Origin of the sequence: Devosia sp. 1566 (assembly GCF_004005995.1) — a bacterium.
In the GTDB taxonomy this organism is placed as follows: domain Bacteria; phylum Pseudomonadota; class Alphaproteobacteria; order Rhizobiales; family Devosiaceae; genus Devosia.
On record NZ_CP034767.1, the window covers coordinates 1,476,328 to 1,502,855 of the forward strand.

General features: G+C 61.3%; 26 protein-coding genes and 2 tRNA genes. 20 read left to right on the top strand and 8 right to left on the bottom strand.

The window, feature by feature from the left end; all coding sequences use genetic code 11:
- The first annotated feature begins 9 nt into the window (after nt 1-9).
- The 3 genes from ELX51_RS07175 (at nt 10) to ELX51_RS07185 (ending at nt 3,604) form a co-directional block, all read left to right on the top strand.
- Complete coding sequence (locus tag ELX51_RS07175; protein WP_127752877.1) at nt 10-1,095, top strand: ABC transporter ATP-binding protein; 1,086 nt, start codon at nt 10-12, stop codon at nt 1,093-1,095.
- The gene (locus ELX51_RS07180; protein WP_127752878.1) at nt 1,092-2,744 is read left to right on the top strand and encodes an iron ABC transporter permease; all 1,653 of its coding nucleotides are present in this window, start codon (nt 1,092-1,094) and stop codon (nt 2,742-2,744) included. Before ELX51_RS07175 ends, ELX51_RS07180 begins: the two co-directional genes overlap by 4 nt.
- Before the next feature lie 125 nt (nt 2,745-2,869).
- Nucleotides 2,870-3,604, top strand: coding sequence for a Crp/Fnr family transcriptional regulator (locus ELX51_RS07185; protein WP_127752879.1), 735 nt, complete (start codon nt 2,870-2,872; stop codon nt 3,602-3,604).
- Here the strand turns inward: ELX51_RS07185 and ELX51_RS07190 are convergent.
- Nucleotides 3,601-3,840, bottom strand: a complete 240-nt coding sequence (locus ELX51_RS07190) for a hypothetical protein (protein WP_127752880.1) — start codon at nt 3,838-3,840, stop codon at nt 3,601-3,603. The genes ELX51_RS07185 and ELX51_RS07190 overlap by 4 nt on opposite strands.
- A 343-nt stretch (nt 3,841-4,183) precedes the next feature.
- On the opposite strand from ELX51_RS07190, the gene ELX51_RS07195 reads away from it, so the two are divergent.
- Nucleotides 4,184-4,405 carry a hypothetical protein gene (locus ELX51_RS07195; protein WP_127752881.1) on the top strand — a complete coding sequence of 74 codons (222 nt, stop codon included), beginning with the start codon at nt 4,184-4,186 and terminating at the stop codon, nt 4,403-4,405.
- A 112-nt stretch (nt 4,406-4,517) separates the two neighbouring features.
- Here the strand turns inward: ELX51_RS07195 and ELX51_RS07200 are convergent, their stop codons facing one another.
- Entirely contained in the window at nt 4,518-4,742 is a 225-nt protein-coding gene (locus tag ELX51_RS07200) for a hypothetical protein (protein WP_127752882.1), read from the bottom strand.
- 174 nt (nt 4,743-4,916) lie between these two features.
- Nucleotides 4,917-5,132: a cold-shock protein gene (locus ELX51_RS07205; RefSeq protein WP_127752883.1), complete on the bottom strand. Its 216-nt coding sequence runs from the start codon at nt 5,130-5,132 to the stop codon at nt 4,917-4,919.
- Between the two features lie 324 nt (nt 5,133-5,456).
- Here ELX51_RS07205 and ELX51_RS07210 point away from each other — a divergent pair, with 324 nt between their 5' ends.
- The 5 genes from ELX51_RS07210 (at nt 5,457) to ELX51_RS07230 (ending at nt 9,684) form a co-directional block, all read left to right on the top strand.
- Nucleotides 5,457-6,605, top strand: coding sequence for an alpha-D-ribose 1-methylphosphonate 5-triphosphate diphosphatase (locus tag ELX51_RS07210; protein WP_127752884.1), 1,149 nt, complete (start codon nt 5,457-5,459; stop codon nt 6,603-6,605).
- Nucleotides 6,602-7,150, top strand: coding sequence for a phosphonate metabolism protein/1,5-bisphosphokinase (PRPP-forming) PhnN (gene phnN, locus ELX51_RS07215; RefSeq protein ID WP_127752885.1), 549 nt, complete (start codon nt 6,602-6,604; stop codon nt 7,148-7,150). Before ELX51_RS07210 ends, phnN begins: the two co-directional genes overlap by 4 nt.
- Nucleotides 7,151-7,256: 106 nt before the next feature.
- Nucleotides 7,257-8,057, top strand: a complete 801-nt coding sequence (locus ELX51_RS07220) for a Hint domain-containing protein (RefSeq protein WP_127752886.1) — start codon at nt 7,257-7,259, stop codon at nt 8,055-8,057.
- Between the two features lie 117 nt (nt 8,058-8,174).
- A tRNA-Gly gene (locus ELX51_RS07225) sits at nt 8,175-8,248 on the top strand.
- 146 nt (nt 8,249-8,394) lie between these two features.
- Entirely contained in the window at nt 8,395-9,684 is a 1,290-nt protein-coding gene (locus ELX51_RS07230; protein ID WP_127752887.1) for a DUF6395 domain-containing protein, read from the top strand.
- On the opposite strand, the gene ELX51_RS07235 is transcribed toward ELX51_RS07230, so the two are convergent.
- Nucleotides 9,681-10,268, bottom strand: coding sequence for a HupE/UreJ family protein (locus tag ELX51_RS07235; RefSeq protein WP_127752888.1), 588 nt, complete (start codon nt 10,266-10,268; stop codon nt 9,681-9,683). The genes ELX51_RS07230 and ELX51_RS07235 overlap by 4 nt on opposite strands.
- A gap of 210 nt (nt 10,269-10,478) precedes the next feature.
- Here ELX51_RS07235 and ELX51_RS07240 point away from each other — a divergent pair, with 210 nt between their 5' ends.
- Complete coding sequence (locus tag ELX51_RS07240; protein WP_127752889.1) at nt 10,479-10,871, top strand: MAPEG family protein; 393 nt, start codon at nt 10,479-10,481, stop codon at nt 10,869-10,871.
- A 56-nt stretch (nt 10,872-10,927) separates the two neighbouring features.
- Nucleotides 10,928-11,003: transfer RNA gene (locus tag ELX51_RS07245), tRNA-Trp, on the top strand.
- Between the two features lie 125 nt (nt 11,004-11,128).
- On the opposite strand, the gene ELX51_RS07250 is transcribed toward ELX51_RS07245, so the two are convergent.
- The 3 genes from ELX51_RS07250 to ELX51_RS07260 form a co-directional block, all read right to left on the bottom strand.
- Nucleotides 11,129-11,392 carry a hypothetical protein gene (locus ELX51_RS07250; protein WP_127752890.1) on the bottom strand — a complete coding sequence of 88 codons (264 nt, stop codon included), beginning with the start codon at nt 11,390-11,392 and terminating at the stop codon, nt 11,129-11,131.
- A gap of 208 nt (nt 11,393-11,600) precedes the next feature.
- Nucleotides 11,601-12,266, bottom strand: coding sequence for a dihydrofolate reductase family protein (locus ELX51_RS07255; RefSeq protein ID WP_127752891.1), 666 nt, complete (start codon nt 12,264-12,266; stop codon nt 11,601-11,603).
- Nucleotides 12,267-12,392: 126 nt separating this feature from the next.
- Nucleotides 12,393-12,722: a hypothetical protein gene (locus tag ELX51_RS07260; protein ID WP_127752892.1), complete on the bottom strand. Its 330-nt coding sequence runs from the start codon at nt 12,720-12,722 to the stop codon at nt 12,393-12,395.
- A 250-nt stretch (nt 12,723-12,972) separates the two neighbouring features.
- Between ELX51_RS07260 and secE the strand changes: the two genes are divergently transcribed.
- From secE to rpoC, 8 genes are all read left to right on the top strand, one after another.
- Nucleotides 12,973-13,170, top strand: coding sequence for a preprotein translocase subunit SecE (gene secE / locus ELX51_RS07265; protein ID WP_164854949.1), 198 nt, complete (start codon nt 12,973-12,975; stop codon nt 13,168-13,170).
- A gap of 39 nt (nt 13,171-13,209) precedes the next feature.
- Nucleotides 13,210-13,740, top strand: coding sequence for a transcription termination/antitermination protein NusG (gene nusG / locus ELX51_RS07270; RefSeq protein WP_127752894.1), 531 nt, complete (start codon nt 13,210-13,212; stop codon nt 13,738-13,740).
- A gap of 173 nt (nt 13,741-13,913) precedes the next feature.
- Complete coding sequence (gene rplK / locus ELX51_RS07275; protein WP_127752895.1) at nt 13,914-14,342, top strand: 50S ribosomal protein L11; 429 nt, start codon at nt 13,914-13,916, stop codon at nt 14,340-14,342.
- A gap of 3 nt (nt 14,343-14,345) precedes the next feature.
- Nucleotides 14,346-15,038, top strand: coding sequence for a 50S ribosomal protein L1 (gene rplA, locus ELX51_RS07280; protein WP_127752896.1), 693 nt, complete (start codon nt 14,346-14,348; stop codon nt 15,036-15,038).
- A 324-nt stretch (nt 15,039-15,362) separates the two neighbouring features.
- Entirely contained in the window at nt 15,363-15,884 is a 522-nt protein-coding gene (rplJ, locus tag ELX51_RS07285) for a 50S ribosomal protein L10 (RefSeq protein WP_127752897.1), read from the top strand.
- A gap of 61 nt (nt 15,885-15,945) precedes the next feature.
- Nucleotides 15,946-16,320, top strand: a complete 375-nt coding sequence (gene rplL, locus ELX51_RS07290) for a 50S ribosomal protein L7/L12 (protein ID WP_127752898.1) — start codon at nt 15,946-15,948, stop codon at nt 16,318-16,320.
- A gap of 355 nt (nt 16,321-16,675) precedes the next feature.
- Entirely contained in the window at nt 16,676-20,818 is a 4,143-nt protein-coding gene (rpoB, locus tag ELX51_RS07295) for a DNA-directed RNA polymerase subunit beta (protein ID WP_127752899.1), read from the top strand.
- Between the two features lie 80 nt (nt 20,819-20,898).
- Nucleotides 20,899-25,086, top strand: coding sequence for a DNA-directed RNA polymerase subunit beta' (rpoC, locus tag ELX51_RS07300; protein ID WP_127752900.1), 4,188 nt, complete (start codon nt 20,899-20,901; stop codon nt 25,084-25,086).
- A gap of 124 nt (nt 25,087-25,210) precedes the next feature.
- Here rpoC and ELX51_RS07305 read toward each other — a convergent pair whose 3' ends face one another.
- The gene (locus tag ELX51_RS07305) at nt 25,211-25,687 is read right to left on the bottom strand and encodes a YbjN domain-containing protein (protein WP_164854792.1); all 477 of its coding nucleotides are present in this window, start codon (nt 25,685-25,687) and stop codon (nt 25,211-25,213) included.
- 462 nt (nt 25,688-26,149) lie between these two features.
- Here ELX51_RS07305 and rpsL point away from each other — a divergent pair, with 462 nt between their 5' ends.
- Nucleotides 26,150-26,521: a 30S ribosomal protein S12 gene (gene rpsL / locus ELX51_RS07310; RefSeq protein ID WP_046136734.1), complete on the top strand. Its 372-nt coding sequence runs from the start codon at nt 26,150-26,152 to the stop codon at nt 26,519-26,521.
- Nucleotides 26,522-26,528 lie beyond the last annotated feature (7 nt).

Sequence of the window (26,528 nt, forward strand, 5' to 3'; positions counted from 1 at the left end):
AGCAGCGCGGTGACCAGTATTGCGCTGCGCTCGCTCCGCAAGGAGTACAACAACCAGGTCGCGATCCCCGATCTCGACCTGGACATTGCCGATGGCGAGTTCTTCACGCTGCTGGGTCCCTCCGGCTGCGGCAAGACCACGCTGTTGCGCATGATCGCCGGCTTCAACTCCATTGAATCCGGCACCATTTCGTTCGACGGCGCGGTGATCAATGATCGCCCGCCGGCCGCGCGCAATATCGGCATGGTGTTCCAGAACTACGCCTTGTTCCCGCAGATGACCGCGGCCAAGAACGTGGCCTTTGGTCTGCAGACCCGCAATGTTGAAAAGGCCGAGATGGCCCGCCGCGTCGAGGCGGCGCTCGCTTCCGTGCATATGGCCCATCTCAAGGATCGTCTGCCCGGCGCCATGTCTGGCGGCCAGCAGCAGCGCGTGGCCCTCGCCCGCGCCCTTGTGATCCAGCCGGCCGTGCTGCTGATGGACGAGCCCCTGTCCAATCTTGACGCCAAGCTGCGCGTTGAAATGCGCGACACCATCCGCCAGGCCCAGCGCGAAGCGGGGATCACCACCGTCTACGTGACCCACGACCAGGAAGAGGCGATGGCGGTGTCCGACCGCATTGCCGTGATGCACCAGGGAATCGTGCAGCAGGTCGGCACGCCCGCCCAGATCTATCGCCACCCTGCCAACCGGTTCGTTGCCGAATTCATCGGCAAGACCAATCTCCTCACCCGCGATCTGCGCCGCGTTGACGGACGCGCCCTGATCGATCTCGGCGATGGCGAACCCCTCGACATCACTGCCGCCGTCAGCGACGCCGCCAGCGGCACCGTCGAAGTCTCGGTGCGCCCCGAAGCCGTCCGTGCCGCCGCAACCGGCCTTCCCGCGGAGATCGTCGAGGAAACTTTCCTTGGCTCCCATTCCCAGGTCCAGGCGCGCCTGCAGACCGGGGAAACCGTGGAGTTCCTCGAATTCTCCCGCCGCTCCTCCCAATGGACGCGTGGCGAGCCGGTCTTCCTGCAGTTCGACCGCGACATGCTGACCTTCTTTGATGCGCAAACCGGCACCTCCATCAGCAATGGAGCCCAGCAGTGAAGCTCGCCGGCGATCGTCTCGACGGCTGGACGGCCATCGCACTGACCCTCACCGGCGGCTACCTGCTCATGGTGATCTGGCCGCTCGTGATCGTGCTGATCAACAGCGTCAGCGCTGGCGGCGAGTTCTCGCTCGCCGGCTTTGCGACCTTTTTCTCCTCGCGCCTGTATTATGGTACCCTGGTCAACAGCCTGCTCGTGACCGTCTGCGTCACCATCCTGGCGCTGGCCGTTGCGTTCCCGCTCGCTTACTTCATGACCATGTTCCGCATCCGCGGCAATCGCACCGTGCAGATGCTGATCCTGGCCTCCATGATGTCCCCGCCATTCATCGGGGCTTATTCCTGGATCCTGCTGCTGGGCAACAACGGCATGATCACCCGCTGGCTCGAAAGCACCTTCGGCATCGAATCGCCCAGCATCTATGGTTTCCCGGGCATTGTCCTGGTGCTCACGCTCCAACTCGTGCCGCTGATCTTCACCTATCTGATGGGCGCCTGGCGCACCATTGATGTGTCGCTGCTGGAGGCCTCCGAAAGCATGGGCATCACCGGCTGGCGTCGCGCCATGCAGGTGATCTCGCCGCTGCTGCTGCCCACCGTGCTGGCCGGCAGCCTACTGGTGTTCGTGCGCGCCTTTGCCGATTTCGGCACCCCGATGCTGATCGGGCAGGGATTCCGCACCATTCCCGTGCTCATCTACAGCTCCTTTGTGGGCGAGGTCAGCATCGACAAGAGCTTTGCCGCCGCAGTGGCCGTCATCGTCATCCTGGTGACGCTTACGGTCTTCCTCGTGCAAAAAGTGCTGGTGGATCGCCGGCAGTTCTCGATGACCGCCCTGCGCTCCATCGAGGCGCGCAAGCTTCCAGGCTGGCGCGGCGTTGCCGTGCATGCCTATGTCTATGGCTTCCTGGTTCTCGCCTTGGCGCCGCTCGCAGTTGTCGTGGTGAGCTCGTTCCGCAAGACGCTCTACGGTCAGTTCGTGGCCGGCTGGACGCTCGACAGCTATACCGACGCCCGCCGCGACATCCTCCGCTATATCGGGAATACCTTCGGCATTGGCCTGACCGCGCTGGTCATCCTTGTCGTCATCGCCGTGCTGGTTGCCTACCTGACCGTGCGGCGCAAGGGTGCCCTCAGCAATACGCTCGATACCATGACCATGGTGCCCTATGTGGTGCCCGGTCTCATCATCGGCATTGCTCTCGTCACCGCCTTCAGCCAGGGCCCGCTGGTGCTCACCGGCACTTTCGCCATCATGGTGATCGCGCTGACCATCCGGCGCGTGCCTTATGCCGTGCGCTCCACCACCGCGCTCATGCACCAGATCAGCCCCAGCATCGAGGAAGCGGCGATCAGCCTCGGCGCCTCCAAGTTCCGCACGCTGGTCCGGGTGATCGTCCCCGCGCTGGCGCCCGGGATCATGTCGGGTGCGGTGCTGAGCTGGGTGACCATCATCACTGAGCTCAGCACCACCCTGTTCCTCTACAACACCTCGACGCAAACGCTCTCGCTGGGCATCTACGCCCAGGTGATCCGCGGCCAGCTCGGCACCGCGGCTGCGTTGTCGACGATCTTGCTGGCGCTGACCATGCTGTCCCTGTTCCTGCTGATGCGCCTGCCCGGCGGTCACAAGGAACTGCGCGTTTAACTCGGTCGAGCTGGCGGCAAGTTGTCCGCCAGTTCACGCTCACCAGCATGATTGCCTTGGTTGCCTGCTGCAACTAGGCTAACCCTCTGGTCGGCGCTGTTTGTCCGCGCTGCCCGGGGGATCCCATGAAAGCAGAAACCGGCAACCTGTTCCGTAAGCTGGAAGCCATTGGCGAACTGACCGAGGAGATGAAGGCGGCGATCGACGCCATGCCCCTTCGGGTCAAGTCGCTGGCCAAGGGTGAGCACGTCGTCAGCGATGGCGAAATCCCCCGGCATAGTTGCCTGCTGCTCGAAGGCATGCTGCACCGCAGCAAGCTTACGCCCCAGGGCAATCGGCAGATCCTTTCCATCCACATCCCGGGGGATGTGCCCGATCTGCACAGCTACCATCTCAAGAAGATGGACCATGACCTGGTGGCAACGGTCGACTGCCAGGTAGCCTTGATCGCCCACGAGGACATCGGGCAGGCTATCCACGCCAGCCCGGCGCTGAGCGACCTTCTCTGGCGCGAAACCCTTATCGATGCCGCCACCTTCCGCGCCTGGATGACCATGATCGGCCAAACCCAGACGCTTGCCCGTGTCGCCCATATCCTGTGCGAGCTTTATGTCCGCTGGGAGATGATCGGCGACCTCGAAGGCGGGCCTTTTCCCTTCCCGCTAAGCCAGGACGAAGTGGCCGATGTGATCGGCGCCAGCATTGTCCTTGCCAGCCATAGCTTGCAGGCCCTGCAGCAGCGCGGATTGGTCAGCCTGGAGGGGGGCAAGGCGACCGTGCTCGATTGGCCCGCCCTGCGCGACCTCGCGCAGTTCGAACCCGCCTACCTCTATTACCTCCACGAGACCCGCAGGCGCTAAGCCTGGCCCGGCCGCTTGATCGTCAAGCTGATGGAGAGCTCCAGCAGTCGCTCCTGGTGCTCGTCTCGCACCCACATGGTGATGCTGCCCGGCGGCGAGGTGGGAATCAGATCGCGCACCATCTCGGCCAGCGCCTTCACAGCCTCATCCTCCGCGGCCTGTTCGTCGCGCAGGTTCGTGCCTTCCGAGTCTTCGTGGAAGCTCCCGTCATCGACGTCGAAAAAGAAGCGCTGCATCACAAAGGCACCCTGTGTAGCCCGTCAACGAAGATGGAGCAGGCCAGTTGCTGAATTAACCTGTGCCGGGCTCGGGTCTTTGCACCGCGCCAAGCAAGCTTGTGCGGCTAAGGTCCTGATTATTCTCCTATCGTGAAATCCGGCCACTGCCCATGATTTAGGTCAAGCAATCGTGAGCCGCAAAGTGATACCAATAAAGGGGCTCCGAAGCGGTGCTCGCCGCCTCGGGTGCTTTGCCCAGCTTGGGCTTTCCTGTGGGCAACTTATGGTTTCGCAACTCTTGCGGGTGACGCCGAACCGCCAAAAGCGCACTGTGCCAAGGCAACGCACTGGGGCCGATACGATGCACCTGCTACCCCACACCATGCAGACCATTCTCGACGAGCAACCCGCATCAGCCGATTCGGTGACGGCGCAAGCAGTGTCGCGGCTCGAGCAGCGCTTTGGGATGACGGCAGCGATGTCGCTCAATGCCCGGCTGCTGGCCGAGGCACTCAATGCCGCCCTTTCCGATCCCCACACCCGCAGCCTCTTGCAGGCACCAGGCACGGCCGGCGCGGTTTAGCCTGGCCCGAAACCGGCGCTCCAACGGCAAAAGCGCCCCGCAGAAGCCTGCAAGGCGCTGAACAGCACGGCAATGGATGTTATCGGGGGCGGAGCCCTCTGCAGGCTCGGGCTTAAAGCCCCTGCAGATCAGCCTCGGCGACGACGCGCTCGCGACCGTCGGAATCGTCGTGGACGCGGTACTGAAATTCGCGGCCTTCAAAGGGCAGCAGGCGCAGCACGACGCATGGCGTCGCCGCCTTGCCTGCGCGCACATTGCTCAGCAGCATCAGCCGATCGCCGGTGCTGTAGAGATGGTTGACCTGGCGGGCCACGGGGGCAGGGATGCTACGGGCCATCGGCGCAACATTATCAGTCACCGCAGGCACAGGGGCAGCAGCTGCGGAACCCCGGCTGCGCTTCATTGGCACTGCGATACTTTTCAAGTTAGCCGACACAAGAGCACTCCCGCCTGGAACAAAACAAACACCGGGATGTGCCAGGCGGCGCACCCCGGTGCTAAAGTCTTGGGCTTAGCTCAGCAGCGACAGATTGGCTGCCGAAACCTTGCCGTCACGACCGGTTTCCAGTTCGTAGGAAACCTTGTCGTTTTCATACAGGCCCTGCAGGCCCGAACGCTCTACTGCCGAGATGTGGACGAAAGCGTCCTTGCTGCCATCTTCAGGCGAAATAAAGCCGAAGCCCTTGGTGGTGTTGAAGAATTTTACGGTACCATTGATGGTTGCCATGATGAAGTCCTTTGAAAGCCCGAAGCACATGCAAGCGAGCACTCCCTTGGGCGACATGCGCAAGGGTGATAACGTTCGCAAGAAAGAGAAGGGAGCCAGGGCCCGGAGAACCGGAAGATCAGGCAGCCGACGATTGGCTGTAAACGTGTAACCCTTGTATGACAGTCAATGGTGTTCAAAGCAAGGCCGCATGTCCGCCGCGCCAGTCCGGGCCAGTTTGGCCCCGGGAAGCCGCTGGCGCTTTAAAGGCTGGCGACATGCCCGTGGCCCGACTACCATCATAATATTCCGGCCTTCTTCCGGCTTTTCAGTGCGGACCTTTCCATGACCACAGCCTTCCCGGCAGAACTTGTTCTCAACAATGCACGTATGGTGCTGGCCGATGAGGTGATCCAGGGTTCCCTTCGTGTCGTGGACGGGCATATCGCCGAAATCGGCAGCGTCAGTGCATCCGGCACGGACCTGGAGGGTGACTACCTGATCCCCGGTCTCGTGGAACTCCATACCGACCATCTGGAAACCCATTACGCCCCGCGTCCCCGCGTGCGCTGGAACCCAGTGGCGGCAGTGCAGGCCCATGATGCCCAGATCGCCGCTTCCGGCATCACCACCGTGCTCGATGCCATTCGCGTCGGCACCGATGAGCACGCCGATGTCGGCCTCGATGAGTCGCGCATCTTGGCGGGAGCTATTGGGGCGGGGACGCGGGCAGGGCGCCTGCGCGCCGAACATCACGTCCATCTGCGCTGCGAGGTTTCCGCACCCGACTGCCTTGAGAGCTTTTTGCAGGTGATGGACGATCCCCAGGTGCGCTTGGCATCGTTGATGGACCACGCGCCCGGCCAGCGCCAATTCGTCAAGGAAGAGGTCTATAAGTCCTATTACCAGGGCAAGCTCAAGCTCAGCGACGCCGCGCTCGAGGAGTTCACCACGCGGCGCAACATCGAATCGCAAACCTTTGCCGGCCGCCACCGCCGCGCCATTGCCGATCTGTGCCAAAGCCGCGGCATCGTCCTAGCCAGCCACGACGACGCGACGTCAGACCATGTGGAAGAAGCGGTGACGCTCGGCACCCATATCGCCGAATTTCCCACCACGCTGGATGCGGCGCGCGCCTCCCGCGAGGCCGGCATGGCGATCCTGATGGGCGGGCCCAATGTGGTGCGCGGTAGCTCCCACTCCGGCAATGTCTCGGCCCGCGCGCTGGCCGCTGCCGACCTGCTCGACATCATCTCCTCCGACTACATCCCGTTCAGCATGTTGCAGGCCGCCTTTGCCCTCGCCGACGGCCCCGAAGGGGTGAGCTTGCCCAAGGCTGTGCAACTGGTCACCAAGCGTCCGGCCGCCGCCATCGGCTTTGATGACCGCGGCGAGATCGCCGTCGGCAAGCGCGCCGACCTGGTGCATCTGCGCATCGAAGACGGCATCCCGATCGTCCTGACCGTCTGGCGCCAAGGTCGCCGGGTGGTATGACCGGCACCTTCGTCGCCGTTGTTGGCCCCAGTGGCGTCGGCAAGGACAGTCTGATCCGCTTCGCCCGCGATCGGCTGGGCGATAAGATCTGTTTCGTGCGCCGGGTCGTTACCCGCAGCGCCGATGGCAATGCCGAGGATCACGATACGCTCGATCCCGAAGGTTTCCTGCAAGCCGAAGCCCGCGGCGAGTTCGCGCTCAGCTGGGCCGCACACGGCCTGCGCTATGGACTGCCGGCCACACTGGAACATGAACTCGCCAGTGGCCGGGTCGTCGTCGCCAATCTCTCCCGCGGCGTGTTGCCAGCGCTGCTGCAGCGCTATCCCACCGCGGTGGTCGTCTCCGTGGTGGCGGATCGCCCGGTGATCGCCGAGCGGCTCCTGCGCCGCGGTCGGGAATCACCGGCCTCGGTGGAGCGACGCCTCGCGCGCCGCATCGAGTGCAACACCGTGCCCGCCAACGCCGTCGTCATTGACAATTCGGGTGAGCTTTCCGTTGCCGGCGCTCAGTTCGTGACGCTGCTGCAAGAGCTCGGTGGGCGCTGAACTAAGCTATAGTAAGTACGGGAAAGTTCAGCTTACTCAAAAGGTTAACTGTGCGTGATTCTGCACCTCTATACAGTGTTCTTTAGTTACGAGAGTAGGCAGCAGCATGGATCTTCCTGGCATCGGCAGACGTGAGTTTCTCGCCAAGGCAACCCGCACTTTCACCGCTACGCTCCTTGCCGGCTCGCTCGTAGCTTGCGGGTCGGGCGGGCACCGGCGCAGCGCCCGGTCCCGCTCCGTGATTGGCGGTGGGGCCGCCGACACTGACGCCGTCTCCTGCTTCCTGCCCGGCACGCGCATCGGGACGGCCAAGGGCACTGTTGCCGTCGAAACCCTGCGGATCGGCGATCTCGTGCAAACCGCTTCCGGCACCCAGCCCGTCAAATGGATCGGGCGCAGCCTACGCCGCCGTCCAGCCGCTGGCTGGTCGCTCGCCATGCGCCCAGTTCGCATCCGCCACTCGGCCATGGCCCAAAATGTCCCCAGCCGCGACCTGCTGGTCTCGCGCGAACACAGCCTCTTTCTCGATGGCGTGCTGATCCCGGCCTATCAGCTCATCAACGGCACCACCATTACCGCAGAGCCCTGGGATCATTCCCCCACACTCGAGCTGTTCAACATCGAATTGGCTGAGCATCAGGTGATCTTTGCCAATGGAGTGGCGGTCGAAACCCTCCTCGCCAATAATGGCCGCGACCAGTTCGACAATGCCGCCGAATATGCGCTTCTATACGGCCCGGACACCGTCACCGCCGCCAAATACGCCCGCGTCATCCGCTATGGCCGTCGCCGCGACCGCGCCATGGCCTCTGTCAGGCGCTGGCTCACCCGCTGGGGTCTTGATCTGCGTGACGCCTCCATGCGTGCTCATGACCGCTTCGCCGCCCGCGCCCAAATGGCCGGTTGAGCGGGCAGGGGCCTCGCTGCGCATCAATCCCCCGCAAAGTGCGCGATGGCCCACCCGCGCTCTTGCATTGGGCTGCGCCTCCCGCTAGTTCTGTGCGTCGGGTTCGCCCCCAAGCGGGCGGGTATAGCTCAGTGGTAGAGCAGCAGCCTTCCAAGCTGAATATGCGGGTTCGATTCCCGCTACCCGCTCCAAAATCCCTCACATTGTCAGTAAATTACCCGCACGCGCTGCAAGCGCGTCGTAACTCCGTTGCAACTCCCATCGCGGGTGCGGCTGCATTGGCGTCGGCAATCCTCCATATTGGGCCCGAACGCCTGCCGGCTGTGGAGGACCCCCGATGCATTTTACCTTCCGCCAGGAGCCAGGGGTGTTCACCATCACCGCCGGGCTGGTCGACGCCCATGGCGATGTGCGCACCGGCAACCGCGTCCAGAGCGATAAAACGCCGCTCACGCTGACCGAAACCCGCGTGTCCTTTGGCCTCGATATCCAGAACCTTGATTACGATCGGCTGGCGCTGGCCTGCTGCCTGCTCTTCCTGCCTTTCATCGGCAACAAGGTCTCTTTTTCCTTCCCAGTGTCCGATGTGATCCCCGAGTTCCTTCACGCCAATAAACGCGGCGCTCCCGGGCCCGAGCCGGTCGAAGTCACCACCACCGTAACGGGGCCGCGCCCCGAGAATGCTTCGCCCATCACCCTCGCCACCTGCGGGCTCGCCTTGGGCGGGGGCTTTGATGCCGTCGCGGTCAAGACGCTGCTGCCCGAAGTGTTCAGCTACCACCTCGTCAGCGCCATCATCGTCAACAACGTCTTCCACCTGCCCATCTACCGCTTCTACGCCGATCGCGACGCCATCCGGCTCAACGACGCCCCCGTCTGCGACCAGTATATCTGGACCAATGCCGAAAACATCGCGTCCCCGCGCGGCGTCACCACCTGGGCCACCTATGCCATTCCCATGCTGCTGGCCGGCGCCGATCTCGGCCTCAACTGCATCCTGTCGGGCACGGTGTTCGAAGGCTCGTTCAACGAAAACGGCCGCCGCTATGTCGAGTTCAGGCCCGGCAATCGCCATGACACGATCGGCCGGGCCTTCGCCGCCCTTGGCCTGCGCATCGCGCCTGCAGCCACCATGCTGCCCGAATATCTCAACATCAAGGAAGTTGCCCTGCATGGATTGGGCGACCAGGTCTCGTTCTGCATCATGGGGCCAAATGGCGGGCCCTGCGGGCGCTGTCTCAAATGCTACCGCAAGCGCCTGCTTTACGAGGCCCTGAAGCGCGAAACCGCGATCTCCATTCCCCAGTTCGAAGCGATGGACATCGCCCGCTTCGACAATCCCTATATCGCCAAGCTCTGCCAGGTCAGGCCGGTTTACCTCGCATCCTCGTTCAAATGGCTGCAGGGCCGGGTGCCGGAGAGCCTCTACCTGCCCAGCATGGCCGACGCGGTTGCGCAGGTGCCCCCCGTCCGCTTCGATCTCGGCCGATACTTCCCACCGGGGCTCGATATTTTGCCCGACACCATCGCGTCAGCCATGACCGAACGCTTGTCGCGGCGGTACCAGCCCATGAGCGCGGAGGAGATCGCCGCGGTGCGCGCCTGGAACTGCTTTGCTGCCGCCTAGATCCAGCCCGCGATCGCGCCAAGGCCCGCCAGGGCAAAGCCGCCGCCCGCCACGCGCGTCGCCCCGGCGCCAAACCGCCCGGCGAGTCGCGCCACCGTCAAGCTCGCCGTCATCCCGGCAAGATGCAGGCTCACGGTCGCCAGCGTGAATCCGGCGACATAGTCCAGCCCATTGGCGCCGCCGGGCATTTCCGCCCCATGCGCATGGCCATGGAACAGCGCGAAGACCCCCACGAGGCCCATTGCCGCCGCGACCGGCATCGGCCGCCCCAGCGCCGCGGCGCCCCCGATCAGCACGCTCGAAAGGGCAATCCCCAGTTCCACAAACGGCACCGGCAGCCCGGCAACTCCGGCGCCAAAGCCGACAATCATCATTGCCACAAAGCTCAGCGGCACCGCCCAAAGCGCGCGCCCGCCCAACACAAAGGCGAACACCCCAACCGCCACCATCGCCAGCAGATGATCGAGCCCACCAACGGGATGCTCGAATCCGTGCACAAAGCCGAGGGCGTGTTCGGGCCCGCTATGGGCAAAGGCAAGGTTGGGAAAAACGGCGAGCATAACAAGGGCAAGCACTAGGCGCATCGATATCCTTTCGGGGACACGTCCGTCCCTCCGGTTCAGGTTGCTTCCCACGGCTTCCATTCACTCGCGCGTTAGTTATCCCCGGAGGCGCCACGCTTGTAAATGCCCCCTCGTGCCTCGCGCACCTTGTTTGGCGCCCCGGCGTTTAGCGGTTCTCAAGCCCGTGGCGCTGGGCCACACTGCGCGCCTTAACCGGAGTCGCCCCTTGCCATGCTGTTGATCATCTTTCTTGTGCTGCTGCTCCTCTTTGTGCAGTCCCAGCTTCCCGGCGTTCTCCTGGCCAAGCAGGTCGGGCCCGAGGCGCAAATGGGCGCGCGCGACAATCTGCCCGAACCCACGCCCGAACTAGCCCGCTCACGCCGCGCCCTCGCCAATCTGCAAGAAAACCTGCCGGCTTTTCTCACTCTGGCCGTGCTCTCGATTGTGCTGGGGGAGCAGGGCTGGCTGTCCCTCCTGGGCGCGACATTGTTCCTCGCGGCGCGAGTCGCTCATCTCTTATGCTATATGCGCGCGCTCAGCCCCTGGCGCTCGATCAGTTATGCGCTGGGCCTGCTCGGCACCATCCTTGTGGCGGTCCCGCTGGTGCCCCATCTTTGGGGATGAGCGTCGCGAACCTCTTGCACAGCGCGCGCTTTGCCATTAGTGGATAGCTCGCCTGAAGGGGTTTAGCTCAGTTGGTAGAGCATCGGTCTCCAAAACCGAGGGTCGTGGGTTCGAGTCCCCCAGCCCCTGCCAGGCACTTCCACCATTGATCGCTGCCAGCCCGCTCGGTGAGCGTGCTTTTTGTTGCCTGTCCGGTTTGGTGATGCGCTGGGCAAGAAACCGATAGCGACCTATGGCCCGGCTCTGCCCCTTGGGAGTTATTCGTTCCACTTGGGAACGGGGCTGAAACGGGGCAGCTCCTTGAAGCGCTGTTCCAGCTGGTTCTGCCGCCAGTCGGTCTGCAAATCCTTCAGTTGCCGCTCGTTGGCACGCGCCGCGGTTTCCTCGGCCAGTTCCTGCTGGATGCACACGATGCGGTTATTGGTTTCCTGCACGCTGCGGGTGCCGGGCGGGCAAGCGGCCATTGCTCCGCTGACGGGTACGAGCAACACGGCGGCAATGAGGGCGGATCGCAACAGCATGGTTTGGCTCCATTCGTATCCGCGCAAGCGCGGCAGAAAACTCACCCCTTAATCTAGGCCATATCAGCGGGAATGAAACCCCGCGAGGCTCCTCAGGCCGATCAACTGCACCAGCAACCCTTGCCGCGGTGCCACCAGCCTTCGCCCATTTCCTGAAAAGGAGGGTAGGGGCGGGGGCACTGGCCCCCGGCACCAGTGCACGCAGACACTATCCTTCCCGGGCCATCCGCTCCTGCCGCGCTTGTTCTGCCGCCGTGGGCTCGGCCAAGGCAAAGGATCCGGTTGAAACCTCCCCCGCGCGCTCATAAACGCTCAAGCTGACCCCGCTCGCCGAGACGCTGTTGCTGACGAGTTTAAGGGCCCGCGGCTTGGTGCCGTGCCCGAACAGCCGCTTGCCCGGGCCCAGCAGCACGGGAAAGCTCAGGAGGCGAAGTTGATCCACAAGGTCATGGGCCAGCAGCGTTTGCACCAACACCGTGCTGCCTTGCGTCAGCAGATGGGGGCCATCCTCCGCCTTGAGGCGCCTTAGGGACTCCACCACCTCACCGCGCAGCGGAGTGGTATTGATCCACCCAAACTCCTGGTCGGATCGGGTCGCGACATATTTCGTCACCTTGTTGAAGGCCGTGGCAATCGGATCATCCGCCGGCATATGCGGCCAGTGCGCAGCAAATATTTCGTAGGTCTTGCGCCCGAGCAGCAGATCATAGGGCTCGGCAAACCCGGCATCCATGAATTGCCCCACCGCTTCGTCGAAATAAGGGACACCCCAACCACCATATTGAAAGCCACCCGTGGGATCTTCGCTTGGGCCGCCGGGGGCCTGCATCACGCCGTCAAGGCTGGCAAATGCACCTACGATGAGCTTTCTCATGCCTGTAACTCCTCATATCCGTCGCAATCAGGACGCCCACAAAGGCGCATAGCCGACATTCAGCCACACGGAAATTTGCATCGGCGCTGCAGGGGAGTTTGGATTGGCCGTGGCCGTTATGAGGCTTCAGCGCAGTCGGCCTTGAACCCGGCCACCAGGCTCCGCGGTAGCAGCCGCCATTGCTTCGCTCGCCGCGAGTTCGTCCGCCTCCATCTGCTCGTGCCGGGCCTTGATCCGGTTGAGCTGATGGGCGGCGTGGGCAAGCAGTGCAGTGCGGATTTCGGCGGCCTGGGCGCGCCCGATATCGGCCCGGCATTTCAGGTCCAGCGAGAACTCCGAAACCGCCCCCATGAAGGTTTCGCGCACCTTTACCCGGATCACCCCAACCGTGCGGCCCTTGATGATGCGGTGCGGCTCGAAATACAGGATGTCACAGGCCTTGATCTCAAAGCTCATCGACCCGTCCTCCACCGGCCAACCGCCCGATCGCATCAAAGCAGATCAGTGTGACACTGCAACTCAACTTCCCGGCCTAGCTCGGGGGATGTAGACTGTGGCAGGCAAGCTGTTCGGGCCCAGTGCGGTCCAACAAATCGGGCAGGGGCTGTTGCAATCCGCGTCTGATTTCTCTAGATAGCAGCTTCCAGCCGTGCGGGTGTCCTGCGCGGCCTTTGGTTTTGCACCAAAACACCAAAGAGATGATTCGCTGATGGCGCGTACGAACCCGATCACCTTCCTCCAGCAGGTTCGAACCGAAGTCAGCAAGGTGACTTGGCCCGGCCGCAACGAGGTGATGATCTCTACGATCATGGTACTTGTGCTGGTTATGTTGGCCAGTCTGTTTTTCTTGTTGGCCGACCAGCTGATTTCGTGGCTGGTATCGCTGATGCTGTCGATCCGCTAAAGCGGTCGGCGAATAACCACTAGGGAGCGACGAGGCGGCATGGCCAAGCGCTGGTATATCGTTCAGGCGTATTCGAACTTTGAGCGCAAGGTGGCGGAAGACATTCGCCAGAAGGTTGCGCAAAAGAAGCTCGAGCATTTGTTCGAGGACGTGATCGTGCCGACCGAAAAGGTCACGGAGATCCGTCGTGGCCGCAAGGTCGATGCCGAGCGCAAGTTCTTCCCCGGCTATGTGCTGGTAAAGATGGATATGACCGACGAGGCCTTCCACCTCATCAAGAATACCCCCAAGGTCACCGGTTTCCTCGGTTCGGACAACAAGCCGATGCCGATCTCGGAAAAGGAAGCCATGGCCATTCTGCAGCAGGTGCAGGAAGGCGTGGATCATCCCAAGCCGTCCGTGTCCTTCGAAGTGGGCGAGAATGTCCGCGTGTCGGATGGCCCCTTCGCCAGCTTCAATGGCGTGGTGGAGGAAGTCGACGAGGAGCGTTCGCGCCTCAAGGTCGAGGTGTCCATCTTCGGGCGCCCCACTCCGGTGGAACTCGAATACGGTCAGGTCGAAAAGGTCTGATCGATTTTGCCGCGCTGATCCGCGGCATCCCCATTCCGGCGCAAGCCGGATACTGCCGGAGCGATCCGGCAAAATCTGTGGAAGAGGGCGGTTGCTGCCAGGCGGCCGATCAAGCTTCGCACCACAGCGTCAAACGCTCCGCTTGACCGCGGAGACAACATCAAAGGACGATCATGGCAAAGAAAATCACTGGCTACGTCAAGCTGCAGGTGCCTGCGGGTTCCGCAACACCTTCCCCGCCGATTGGCCCAGCACTGGGTCAGCGCGGTCTGAACATCATGGAATTCTGCAAGGCGTTCAATGCCGCCACGCAGGAAATGGAAAAGGGTTCGCCCATTCCAGTCGTGATCACTGCCTATGCCGACAAGAGCTTCACTTTCGAGATGAAGTCTCCCCCGGTGACCTACTTCATCAAGAAGGCCGTCAACCTCAAGTCCGGCTCCAAGCTTCCGGGCAAGGAATCGGCTGGCACCATCACGCAGGCTCAGCTGCGCGAAATCGCCGAAAAGAAGATGAAGGATCTCAATGCCGACAATGTCGACGCTGCTGTGTCGATGATCGCCGGCTCCGCCCGTTCCATGGGCATCCAGGTCGAGGGTTGATAGATGGCACATATCGGTAAGAAGACCGTCAAGGCACGCGAAGGCATCGACCGCAACAAGCTCTACAAGCTTGATGAGGCAATCAAGATGGTCAAGGAACGCGCCACCGCCAAGTTCGACGAAACCATCGAAGTTGCCATCAATCTGGGTGTTGATCCCCGCCACGCCGACCAGATGGTCCGCGGCGTTGTGAGCCTGCCCAATGGTACCGGCAAGACCGTGCGCGTCGCCGTGTTCGCCCGTGGCGCCAAGGCTGATGAAGCCACCGCTGCTGGTGCCGACATTGTTGGCGCCGAAGACCTGATGGAGCAGATCCAGGGCGGCAAGATCGATTTCGATCGCTGCATTGCCACCCCTGACATGATGCCCATCGTTGGTCGTCTCGGTAAGATCCTCGGGCCACGCAACCTGATGCCGAACCCCAAGGTCGGCACCGTGACCATGGACGTCGCTGGCGCCGTCAAGGCCGCCAAGGGTGGCGCTGTTGAATACCGCGTCGAAAAGGCCGGTATCCTGCATGCTGGCGTTGGCAAGGTTTCGTTCTCGGACGAAGCCCTCCTGCAGAACATCAAGGCGTTCACCGACGCCGTGCAGAAGAGCAAGCCCGCCGGTGCCAAGGGCACCTATGTCAAGCGCGTTGCCGTGTCCTCGACCATGGGCCCCGGCGTGCACGTAGAGCCGGCTTCCGCGCTCTAAAACGAAATTCGGGCGGTTCGCCGCCCGGACCGCACCCGATTGGTTCGCCTGTCGGGTGCGTAAGTCCTGTCCGAGACTGCCGGTGCTGATCGATCTGGATCAGCTTAATGTCCACCGACGCCAGCATAGATGGGGTGAAGACCAAGGATTTTCCGGCCCGCAAGGGCCGGGGTGTTCAAGGTTCGAACCAGGCCAGTTGCCCATCCGGGCAGCACGGTTGACAGGCATGTAACCGTTGCTCCTCTCCTCCTTCGGGAGATCGGAGGGCAGCAATTGGCAATGGCCCGGCATTGTTTCTTGTCGGGCTCAATGTGGAGACTAGCAGTGGAAAGAGCGGAAAAGCGTGAGCTTGTCGCATCGCTTCAGTCAGCCCTCTCGGGCGCTGGGTCGATCGTCCTCGCGCAGAATGCCGGTCTGACCGTGGCCAATCTGGAATCGCTTCGCCGTGAGGTGAAGGGTGCCGGTGGCTATGTGAAGATCGCAAAAAACCGTCTTGCCAAGCTTGCTCTTAAAGACACCGACCACGCCGACATCTCGGACCTGTTTACCGGTCCGATCGTCATCGCCTATGCGGAAGACCCCATGACTGCGCCCAAGCTGGCGCAGAAATTTGCCGACAAGAACGCGAAATACGTCGTTCTTGGTGGCGTCATGGGCAAGACCGCTCTCGACGCAAACAGCGTCAAGGCCTTGTCGACCATGCCGTCGCTCGATGAACTGCGCGCCACGCTCGCCGGGATGCTCAAGCAGCCCGCGACCCGTATCGCTTCGGTCATCGTCGCTCCGGCTGGTGGTATCGCGCGCGTGTTGGCCGCTCACGCGGAAAAGAGCAACGAAGCAGCGTAACCCCCATGGTTCCCTCTGGAACCGGTTTGAACTGAACACCTGAAAAGAAGAGATTTATCAAATGGCTGATCTCGCCAAGATCGTAGACGACCTGTCTGCCCTGACCGTTCTGGAAGCTTCCGAGCTGTCCAAGATGCTTGAAGAAAAGTGGGGCGTTTCGGCTGCAGCTCCTGTTGCTGTTGCCGCTGCTGGCGGCGGCGCTGCCGCTCCTGCTGCTGAAGAAAAGACCGAATTTGACGTGATCCTCGCCTCCTTCGGCGAGAACAAGATCAACGTCATCAAGGAAGTCCGCGCCATCACCGGCCTGGGCCTGGGCGAAGCCAAGGCACTCGTTGAATCGGCTCCCAAGGCCATCAAGGAAGGCGCCACCAAGGCTGAAGCCGAAGACATCCAGAAGAAGCTGGAAGCTGCCGGCGCCAAGGTCGAACTCAAGTAAGTTCGCTTTTACCCCTTGCAATTTGCGAAATGGCGCGCTATGTGCCATTTCGCTTTATCGTTTCAGCTTGGAAACGAATCGCCGGACCGGTTGGATAGGTCCTGGCGCCAATTTGCGGAACATATGACGATTTCGATGTCTGAGGCACGCTGACGTCCCGAAACCTCATGGTTATTGGCCATGGGGTTGTTTGACGTTTCATGTCTTCCCTTCCCATGGCTGGGGCAGGGCCTTGAGCCATCGCTGAGCCTAAACGACTAGACCCCACAAGGGCACATATCCCGATCCCCGACGGCTGATAGTCGGGGCTTTGGCTAGGTGCCTCCGAGACAATCGCAGAGAAACAGGAGCTTTCATGGCTACCACGTTCAACGGCCGCCGCAAGGTACGCAAGTCCTTCGGTTCCATTCGCGAAGTCACGGAGATGCCCAACCTGATCGAGGTCCAGAAGGCCTCCTATGATCAGTTTCTTCTCGTAGACGAGCCCGAAGGCGGCCGTCCCGATGAAGGGCTTCAATCCGTATTTCGTTCGGTGTTCCCCATCACCGACTTTTCCAACACCGCTTCTCTCGAATTTGTGAAATACGAATTCGAGCAGCCCAAATACGACATCGACGAGTGCCGTGCGCGCGATATCACTTTCGCTGCCCCGCTCAAGGTGACGCTGCGGCTGATCGTGTTTGAAGTGGACGAGGAAACCGGCGCCCGCTCGGTAAAGGATATCAAGGAGCAGGACGTCTATATGGGCGACATGCCCTTCATGACCTCCAACGGCACCTTTATCGTCAACGGTACCGAGCGCGTCATCGTTTCCCAGATGCACCGTTCGCCTGGCGTGTTCTTTGATCACGACAAGGGCAAGACCCACTCCTCGGGCAAGCTCCTGTTCGCAGGCCGCATCATTCCCTACCGCGGCTCCTGGCTCGATCTGGAATTCGATGCCAAGGACATCGTCTATGCGCGTATCGATCGGCGTCGCAAGATCCCGGTGACCTCGCTGCTCAAGGCACTCGGCATGGATGCCGAGGAAATCCTCGCGACCTATTACACCACGCTCCAGTACGAAAAGACCGCGAGCGGTTGGCAGGTGCCGTATGACGCCGAGAAGTGGAAGGGTGCCAAGCCCAGCCATGACCTGATCGACGCCAAGACCGGCGACGTCGTCCATGAAGGCGGCAAGAAGCTGTCTGCTCGCCAGGCCAAGAAGCTGGCCGAGAATGGTTTGACCCATTTGCTGGCGACCGATGCCGATCTCTACGGCATGTATCTGGCCGAGGATCTGGTCAATCTCCAGACCGGCGAGATCTATGCCGAAGCTGGCGACGAGCTGGACGAGAAGGTGCTTGCCACCCTGGTTGACCTCGGTTTCGATGAGCTGCCCCTGCTCGATATCGACCACATCAATGTGGGCGCTTACCTGCGCAACACGCTTGCCATCGACAAGAACGAGTCGCGTGAAGACGCGCTGTTCGACATCTATCGCGTGATGCGTCCCGGCGAACCGCCGACCGTTGATACCGCCGAAGCCATGTTCAAGTCGCTGTTCTTTGACAGCGAGCGCTATGACCTGTCCGCCGTGGGCCGCGTCAAGATGAACATGCGCCTTGAGCTCGACGCTCCCGACACCATGCGCACCCTGCGCAAGGAAGACATCGTTGAAGTCGTGCGCACCCTCGTGGATCTGCGCGACGGCCGTGGCGAAATCGACGACATCGACAATCTCGGCAATCGCCGCGTGCGCTCGGTCGGCGAGCTGATGGAAAATTCCTATCGTCTTGGTCTGCTCCGCATGGAGCGCGCCATCAAGGAGCGCATGAGCTCGGTCGAAATCGACACGGTCATGCCCCAGGATCTGATCAACGCCAAGCCGGCGGCTGCCGCCGTGCGCGAGTTCTTCGGTTCTTCCCAGCTCAGCCAGTTCATGGATCAGACCAATCCGCTTTCGGAAATCACCCATAAGCGCCGCTTGTCGGCTCTTGGGCCTGGTGGTCTCACCCGTGAGCGTGCTGGCTTTGAAGTGCGCGACGTGCACCCGACCCACTATGGTCGTATCTGCCCGATTGAGACCCCTGAAGGTCCCAATATCGGTCTGATCAACTCGCTCTCGACCTTTGCGCGCGTCAACAAATACGGCTTCATCGAAACCCCGTACCGCAAGATCGTCGACGGCAAGCTGACCGACGACGTGGTCTATCTGTCCGCCATGGAAGAGGCCAAGCACTATGTCGCCCAGGCCAACGTCACTTTCACTGAAAGCGGCGAGCTTGAGCATGACCTGGTGGTTGCCCGCCATGCTGGCGACAACGGCCTGACGCCCAAGGAAAACGTCGATCTGATGGACGTTTCCCCCAAGCAGATGGTGTCGGTTGCCGCCTCGCTGATCCCGTTCCTCGAGAACGACGACGCCAACCGTGCTCTGATGGGCTCCAACATGCAGCGTCAGGCTGTGCCGCTGCTGCGCGCTGAAGCGCCGTTTGTCGGCACCGGCATGGAAGCTGTGGTTGCCCGTGACTCCGGCGCCGCCATCGTGGCCAAGCGCAAGGGCATCGTTGATCAGGTGGACGCGACCCGTATCGTTATTCGGGCGACCGAAGAAACCGATGCGAGCAAGACTGGCGTCGACATCTACAACCTGATGAAGTTCCAGCGCTCCAACCAGTCCACCTGCATCAACCAGCGTCCGCTGGTGGTCGTGGGCGACCATGTGAACCAGGGCGACATCATCGCCGATGGTCCCTCGACTGAACTGGGCGATCTGGCTCTGGGCCGCAACGTGCTCGTCGCGTTCATGCCCTGGAACGGCTACAACTTCGAAGACTCCATTCTGCTGAGCGAGAAGATCGCGATGCAGGACGTCTTCACCTCGATCCACATCGAGGAATATGAAGTTATGGCCCGCGACACCAAGCTTGGTCCTGAGGAAATCACGCGCGACATTCCGAACGTGTCGGAAGAAGCGCTCAAGAACCTCGACGAAGCCGGTATCGTCCATATCGGTGCCGAAGTGATGCCAGGCGACATTCTCGTGGGCAAGATCACGCCCAAGGGCGAGTCGCCGATGACGCCGGAAGAAAAGCTCCTCCGCGCCATCTTTGGTGAAAAGGCTTCCGACGTTCGCGATACCTCGCTCCGCGTTCCGCCCGGCGATGCTGGTACTGTTGTTGAAGTGCGCGTGTTCAATCGCCACGGCATCGACAAGGACGAGCGCGCCATGGCCATCGAGCGCGAGGAAATCGAGCGTCTCGCCAAGGACCGTGATGACGAACAGTCGATCCTGGACCGCAACGTTTATGCGCGTCTCAAGGAAATGCTGTTTGGCAAGGCTGCCACTGCTGGCCCGAAGGGCTATGTCGTCGGCACCCGCCTCAATGACCAGATGTTCGAGGCCCAGCCCCGCTCCAAGTGGTGGCAGTTCGCGGTCGATGACGACAAGGTCATGACCGAGATGGAAGCCTTGCACGCCCAGTACGAGGAAAGCCGTCGTCTGCTCGAGCAGCGCTTCATCGACAAGGTGGACAAGCTGCAGCGCGGTGACGAACTGCCTCCGGGCGTGATGAAGATGGTCAAGGTCTTCATCGCGACCAAGCGCAAGATCCAGCCAGGCGACAAGATGGCCGGCCGTCACGGCAACAAGGGTGTGGTGTCGCGCATCGTGCCCATCGAAGACATGCCTTATCTCGAAGACGGCACTTCGGTGGATATCGTGCTCAACCCGCTCGGCGTGCCTTCGCGCATGAATGTGGGTCAGATCCTCGAGACTCACCTGGGCTGGGCTTGCGCCGGCATGGGCAAGAAGATCGACGAGATGGTGCGCATCTATCAGCAAAAGGGTGACCTCAAGCCGCTGCGTGCGGAAGTGGGTGCGCTGTTTGCCGGTGATGAATCCATCACCGATCTCGATGACGACGGTCTGATCCGCCTCGGCGAACACCTCTCCAAGGGCGTGTCGATCGCGACCCCGGTGTTTGATGGCGCCAAGGAAGCCGACATCGTTGAGATGCTGGAGCGGGCAGGGCTCAAGGGCTCGGGTCAGTCCACCGTGTTCGACGGTCGCTCGGGCGAGCAGTTCGATCGGCAGGTGACGGTTGGGTATATCTATATGCTCAAGCTCGACCACCTGGTGGACAACAAGATCCACGCCCGTTCGATCGGCCCGTACTCCCTGGTTACCCAGCAGCCGCTGGGCGGCAAGGCACAGTTCGGCGGACAGCGTTTCGGCGAGATGGAAGTGTGGGCTCTCGAAGCCTATGGCGCGGCTTACACGCTCCAGGAAATGCTCACCATCAAGTCGGACGACGTTACCGGTCGTACCAAGGTCTATGAATCCATTGTGCGCGGCGACGATACGTTCGAGCCGGGCATCCCCGAGAGCTTCAACGTTCTGGTCAAGGAAATCCGTTCGCTCGGTCTCAATGTCGAACTCGACATGCGCGACCTCGGCGGCGACCTCGGTCAGGCCGAAGCGGAGCTCGCACCTCCTCAGGAAGCGGCGGAATAATCCGGCACTTCCCCATCCCGTTCATCATCCGTTCAGGTCTGTGGCGAAACCACGGCCTGGGCGGGTAGAGGAGAGTTTGAATGAACCATCATTCCCACGTCATGGACCCGTTTAATCCGGCTGTCCCGGTGCAGACCTTCGATCAGATGAAGATCTCCATCGCTTCGCCCGAGAAGATCCTGAGCTGGTCCTACGGCGAGATCAAGAAGCCCGAGACCATCAACTATCGTACGTTCAAGCCTGAACGCGACGGTCTTTTCTGCGCGCGCATCTTTGGCCCTGTGAAGGACTACGAATGCTTGTGCGGCAAGTACAAGCGCATGAAGTTCAAGGGCGTCATCTGCGAAAAGTGCGGCGTTGAGGTGACCCTCAGCCGCGTGCGTCGCGAGCGCATGGGCCATATTGAATTGGCCGCGCCCGTTGCTCACATCTGGTTCCTGAAGTCTTTGCCGTCCCGTATCGCGCTCTTGCTCGATATGACGCTCAAGGACATCGAGCGCATTCTTTACTTCGAGAACTACGTTATTCTCGATCCGGGCCTCAGCCCCTTCACCCAGCACGAGCTGCTGACCGAAGAGCAGTTCCTGGACGCTCAGGACGAATACGGTGCCGACAGCTTCACCGCCAAGATCGGCGCTGAAGCCATTCGCGACATCCTGCTGGCGCTCGATCTCGAAAAGATCGCCGCTGACCTGCGTGTCGAGATTGCCGAGTCCACCACCGAGCTTAAGCCCAAAAAGCTCGCCAAGCGCCTCAAGATCGTCGAGCAGTTCATCGTGTCGGGCAACAAGCCCGAATGGATGATCATGACCGTCATCCCGGTCATTCCGCCCGAGCTGCGCCCGCTGGTACCGCTGGATGGTGGCCGCTTTGCCACGTCCGATCTGAACGACCTTTATCGTCGCGTCATCAACCGCAACAACCGGTTGAAGCGCCTGATCGAGCTACGTGCGCCCGACATCATCATCCGCAACGAAAAGCGCATGCTGCAGGAAGCTGTGGACGCGCTGTTCGACAACGGCCGCCGTGGCCGCACCATCACCGGTGCCAACAAGCGTCCGCTCAAGTCGCTGTCCGATATGCTCAAGGGCAAGCAGGGCCGGTTCCGCCAGAACCTGCTCGGCAAGCGCGTCGACTATTCCGGCCGTTCGGTCATCACCGTTGGTCCCAACCTCAAACTGCACCAGTGCGGCCTGCCCAAGAAGATGGCGCTTGAGCTCTTCAAGCCCTTTATCTACTCGCGCCTTGAGGCAAAGGGTTTCTCCTCGACCGTCAAGCAGGCCAAGAAGCTGGTTGAGAAGGAAAAGCCCGAAGTCTGGGATATCCTTGACGAAGTGATCCGCGAGCACCCGGTTCTGCTGAACCGTGCGCCCACGCTCCACCGTCTGGGCATCCAGGCCTTCGAGCCCATCCTGATCGAAGGCAAGGCCATCCGTCTGCATCCGCTCGTTTGCTCGGCTTTCAACGCCGACTTCGACGGTGACCAGATGGCCGTGCACGTTCCGCTGTCGCTCGAAGCGCAGCTGGAAGCGCGCGTGCTGATGATGTCGACCAACAACATCCTGCACCCCGCCAATGGTCAGCCGATCATTGTGCCCTCGCAGGATATCGTGCTGGGCCTCTACTACCTCTCGTTGATGAACGAGAAGGAGCCGGGCGAAGGCATGGTGTTCGGCTCTTATGCCGAGCTCGAGCATGCCCTCGACAACAAGGTTGTGACCCTCCACACCAAGATCAAAGGCCGTGTCACCAGCTTCGATGAAGCGGGCAACAAGACCACCGAGATCGTGGAAACCACTCCTGGCCGCATGCTGATTGGGCAGATCCTGCCCAAGAACCCGGCGGTGCCGTTCTCGACGGCCAACCAGCTGATGACCAAGAAGATGATCTCCAAGATGATCGACACGGTTTACCGTGGCTGCGGTCAGAAGGAGACCGTGATCTTCTGTGACCGAGTCATGCAGCTCGGCTTCAAGAACGCCTGCGACGCTGGCATCTCGTTCGGCAAGGACGACATGGTGATCCCGGCGTCCAAGTACACGATCGTGGAAGCTGCCCGTAAGCAAGTCGAAGAGTTCGAGCAGCAGTACAATGACGGCCTGATTACTCAGGGCGAGAAGTACAACAAGGTCGTTGACGCCTGGGCCAAATGCGGCGACGCCGTGGCCGAAAAGATGATGGAAGCCATCCGCACCGTCCAAATCGACGAAGAAACCGGTCGCCAAAAGCCCATCAACTCCGTCTACATGATGAGCCACTCAGGCGCGCGTGGTTCACCGGCACAGATGAAGCAGCTGGCTGGTATGCGTGGTCTAATGGCCCGTCCCGATGGCTCGATCATCGAGACCCCGATCACGGCTAACTTCAAGGAAGGCCTCAACGTTCTCGAATACTTCAACTCCACCCACGGTGCCCGTAAGGGTCTCGCTGATACGGCATTGAAGACCGCGAACTCGGGCTATCTCACTCGTCGCCTGGTGGACGTGGCGCAGGACGCGATCATCGTGTCAAATGATTGCGGCACCGAGCGTGGCCTGACCATGGAGCCGATTGTCGATGCCGGCCAGATCGTGGCCTCCATCGGTCAGCGGGTACTTGGTCGCACCGCTGCCGACGACATCTTCCATCCGCTGTCTGGTGATCTGATCGCCACCAAGGGTACGCTGCTGGAAGAAAAGCATATCGACATCATCGAGGAAGCGCGCATCCAGTCGATCCGGATTCGCTCCCCGCTGACCTGCGACATGCGTCAGGGTACCTGCGCGGCCTGCTATGGTCGTGACTTGGCCCGCGGTACGCCGGTCAACATGGGTGAGGCTGTTGGCGTTATCGCTGCTCAGTCCATCGGTGAACCCGGCACCCAGCTCACCATGCGTACGTTCCACATTGGTGGCACGGCGCAGGTGGTCGACTCCTCGTTCCTTGAGGCCGGTGCGGAAGGCACGATTGCCGTTCGTAATCCGAACCTCGCCAAGATCGAGGGCGGTCGCCATGTGGTGATGTCGCGTAACGTGTCGCTGGCAATTCTCGATGCCGACGGTAAGGAGCGGGCTACCCATAAGGTGACTTACGGCTCCAAGCTCCTCGTCGCTGAAGGCGACACGGTGCGGCGTGGTCAGCGTTTGGCTGAATGGGATCCCTACACCCGTCCAGTGCTTGCCGAAGTTGAAGGCGAGGTCGTGTTCGAAGATCTCGTCGATGGTGCCTCGGTTGCGGAAAACACCGACGAAGCCACCGGCTTCACCAAGCGCGTTGTCATCGACTGGCGCACCAACCAGCGTGGCGAGGGCCTCAAGCCCGCGATTGCCATTGCCCGAGGTGGTGTGGTCCAGAAGGTGGAACGTGGCGGCGACGCTCGTTACCTGCTCTCGGTTGATGCCGTCATTGCGGTTGAACCCGGCGAGAAGGTTGCGCCCGGTGACGTGCTGGCCCGTATTCCGCTGGAATCGGCCAAGACCAAGGACATCACGGGCGGTCTCCCACGGGTTGCCGAATTGTTCGAAGCTCGTCGTCCGAAGGACCACGCCATCATCGCTGAGATCGATGGTACCGTCCGGTTCGGTCGCGACTACAAGAACAAGCGTCGCGTCATCATCGAGCCGCATGAGGAAGGTGCAGAGCCCGTCGAGTACCTGATCCCCAAGGGCAAGCCCTTCCACCTTCAGGAAGGCGACGCCATTGAAAAGGGTGAGTACATCCTCGACGGCAACCCGGCGCCGCATGATATCCTGGCCATCAAGGGCGTGGAGGAGCTTGCTCGTTACCTCGTCAATGAAATCCAGGAGGTCTATCGACTGCAGGGCGTGCTGATCAACGACAAGCACATCGAGGTGATTGTTCGCCAGATGCTGCAGAAGGTCGAGATCGTGGATCCCGGTGAGTCCGGCCTGCTCAAGGACGAGCAGCTCGACAAGCTGGATTTCGACGAACTCAACGACCAGCTGGTCAGCGAAGGCAAGAAGCCGGCAACCGCCAACCCGGTCCTGCTCGGCATCACCAAGGCGTCGCTCCAGACCCGCTCGTTCGTGTCGGCAGCCTCGTTCCAGGAAACCACCCGCGTTCTCACGGAAGCAGCGGTTTCGGGCAAGGCCGATTTGCTCGAGGGTCTCAAGGAGAACGTGATCGTGGGCCGTCTGATCCCAGCCGGCACCGGCGCGGGTATCTCCTCTGCACGGATGATCGCCGCCAAGCGCGACGACCTTATCCTCGAGGAGCGCCGTCGCCAGGCGTCGACCGTCCAGATCCCGGCGCCAACAGCAGCCGAGTAAGACCGGCTACTGCGATTTAGGGGAGGGGGCCGCAAGGCCCCCTTTCTTTATGCTAGCTGCACATCTCGCTCCCGCAGTGGCGGTTCAACGATGGCGAACGAGGCGAAGGCAGCGGTCTAAGCGCCTAGGACGGCGCCGTGTAACCGACGTGATCTGCGAATTGCTCGACCACCATGGTCCAGATTGCTACTTGCGAACTAAGGTAGGCCGGGCTCACCCCTTCGACCAGATCGATGTCCATCTCGACACACGCGTCCTTGTCCTGGTCGAGGTAGGCGCGGCTAAAACGCTTGGATGCATTCCACTCGTTGATCACCTCCAGCGTTGGCTTCACATCAACAAAGCCAAGAAAGAAGTTGATGTCCTCACAGTCGGCATTGTCCGTGCAGTTGCGGAACAAGATCTGATAGCCGACTTCTCCGATCTTGCCATTGATCAGTGGATCCCCGTTGGGCTGAGCCGAAAGGACTGCTGTACCGTACTCGGTTGCTGCCGCTAGAACCGCATCCACATCGGCCCCGGTAATCGCCTCTTGCCCTGTGGCAATGCCGGTAAAAGCGAGCACCATGAATGCGCCGGCAGTCTTTGCTATAACTCTCATCAAAACCTCCATGGTGGGCTGACAGCCAAGGGGCTGTTGCTCGATCGAACACTACACTTTCACTGCTTTGGAGGAAGGGCGTGGCGCCCGAAAGGAGAAGCATGGTTGAACCGCCATGAAGGTCGCAAATCTCAACATGCTGAATATTTGACGCATGCCTCCAATGCGCAAAATCACGAAAGAATCCTTGACGGAACGACTCTCCGCCTCTAAACAGCCCATACCTTAGCGGTCGGTCGTGATTGTCGCTTCGGGTACCTGCCACCTAGCGCGGGCATCCAGGACACTCAAACACACTGTGGGTAGATAGACGAAGTAAATCCTTGTGCGCATGACTGCCGCCTTTGTTGGCGCGTGGTCCGCTGCAATTGAGGCGCCGCCATACCCCTTAGGGGGTCAGGTGAGCGCTATTTTGGTTTGCTTGTCACGATCGAAATGAATTTGGACGATGGAAAGAGCTCAATGCCGACCATTAATCAGCTGATCCGCAAACCACGCGCCAGCAAGCCCAAGCGGAACAAGGTTCCCGCAATGGAAGCCAATCCGCAGAAGCGCGGCGTGTGCTCCCGTGTCTATACGACCACTCCGAAGAAGCCGAACTCGGCCCTTCGCAAGGTTGCCAAGGTGCGCCTGACCAACTCCCGCGAGGTGATCTCGTACATTCCGGGCGAAGGCCACAACCTCCAGGAGCACTCGGTTGTGCTGATCCGTGGCGGTCGTGTTCGCGATCTTCCGGGTGTTCGTTATCACGTGCTCCGCGGTGTCCTTGACACCCAGAGCGTGAAGGACCGCAAGCAGCGTCGTTCGAAGTACGGCGCGAAGCGTCCGAAGTAAGGAGAGA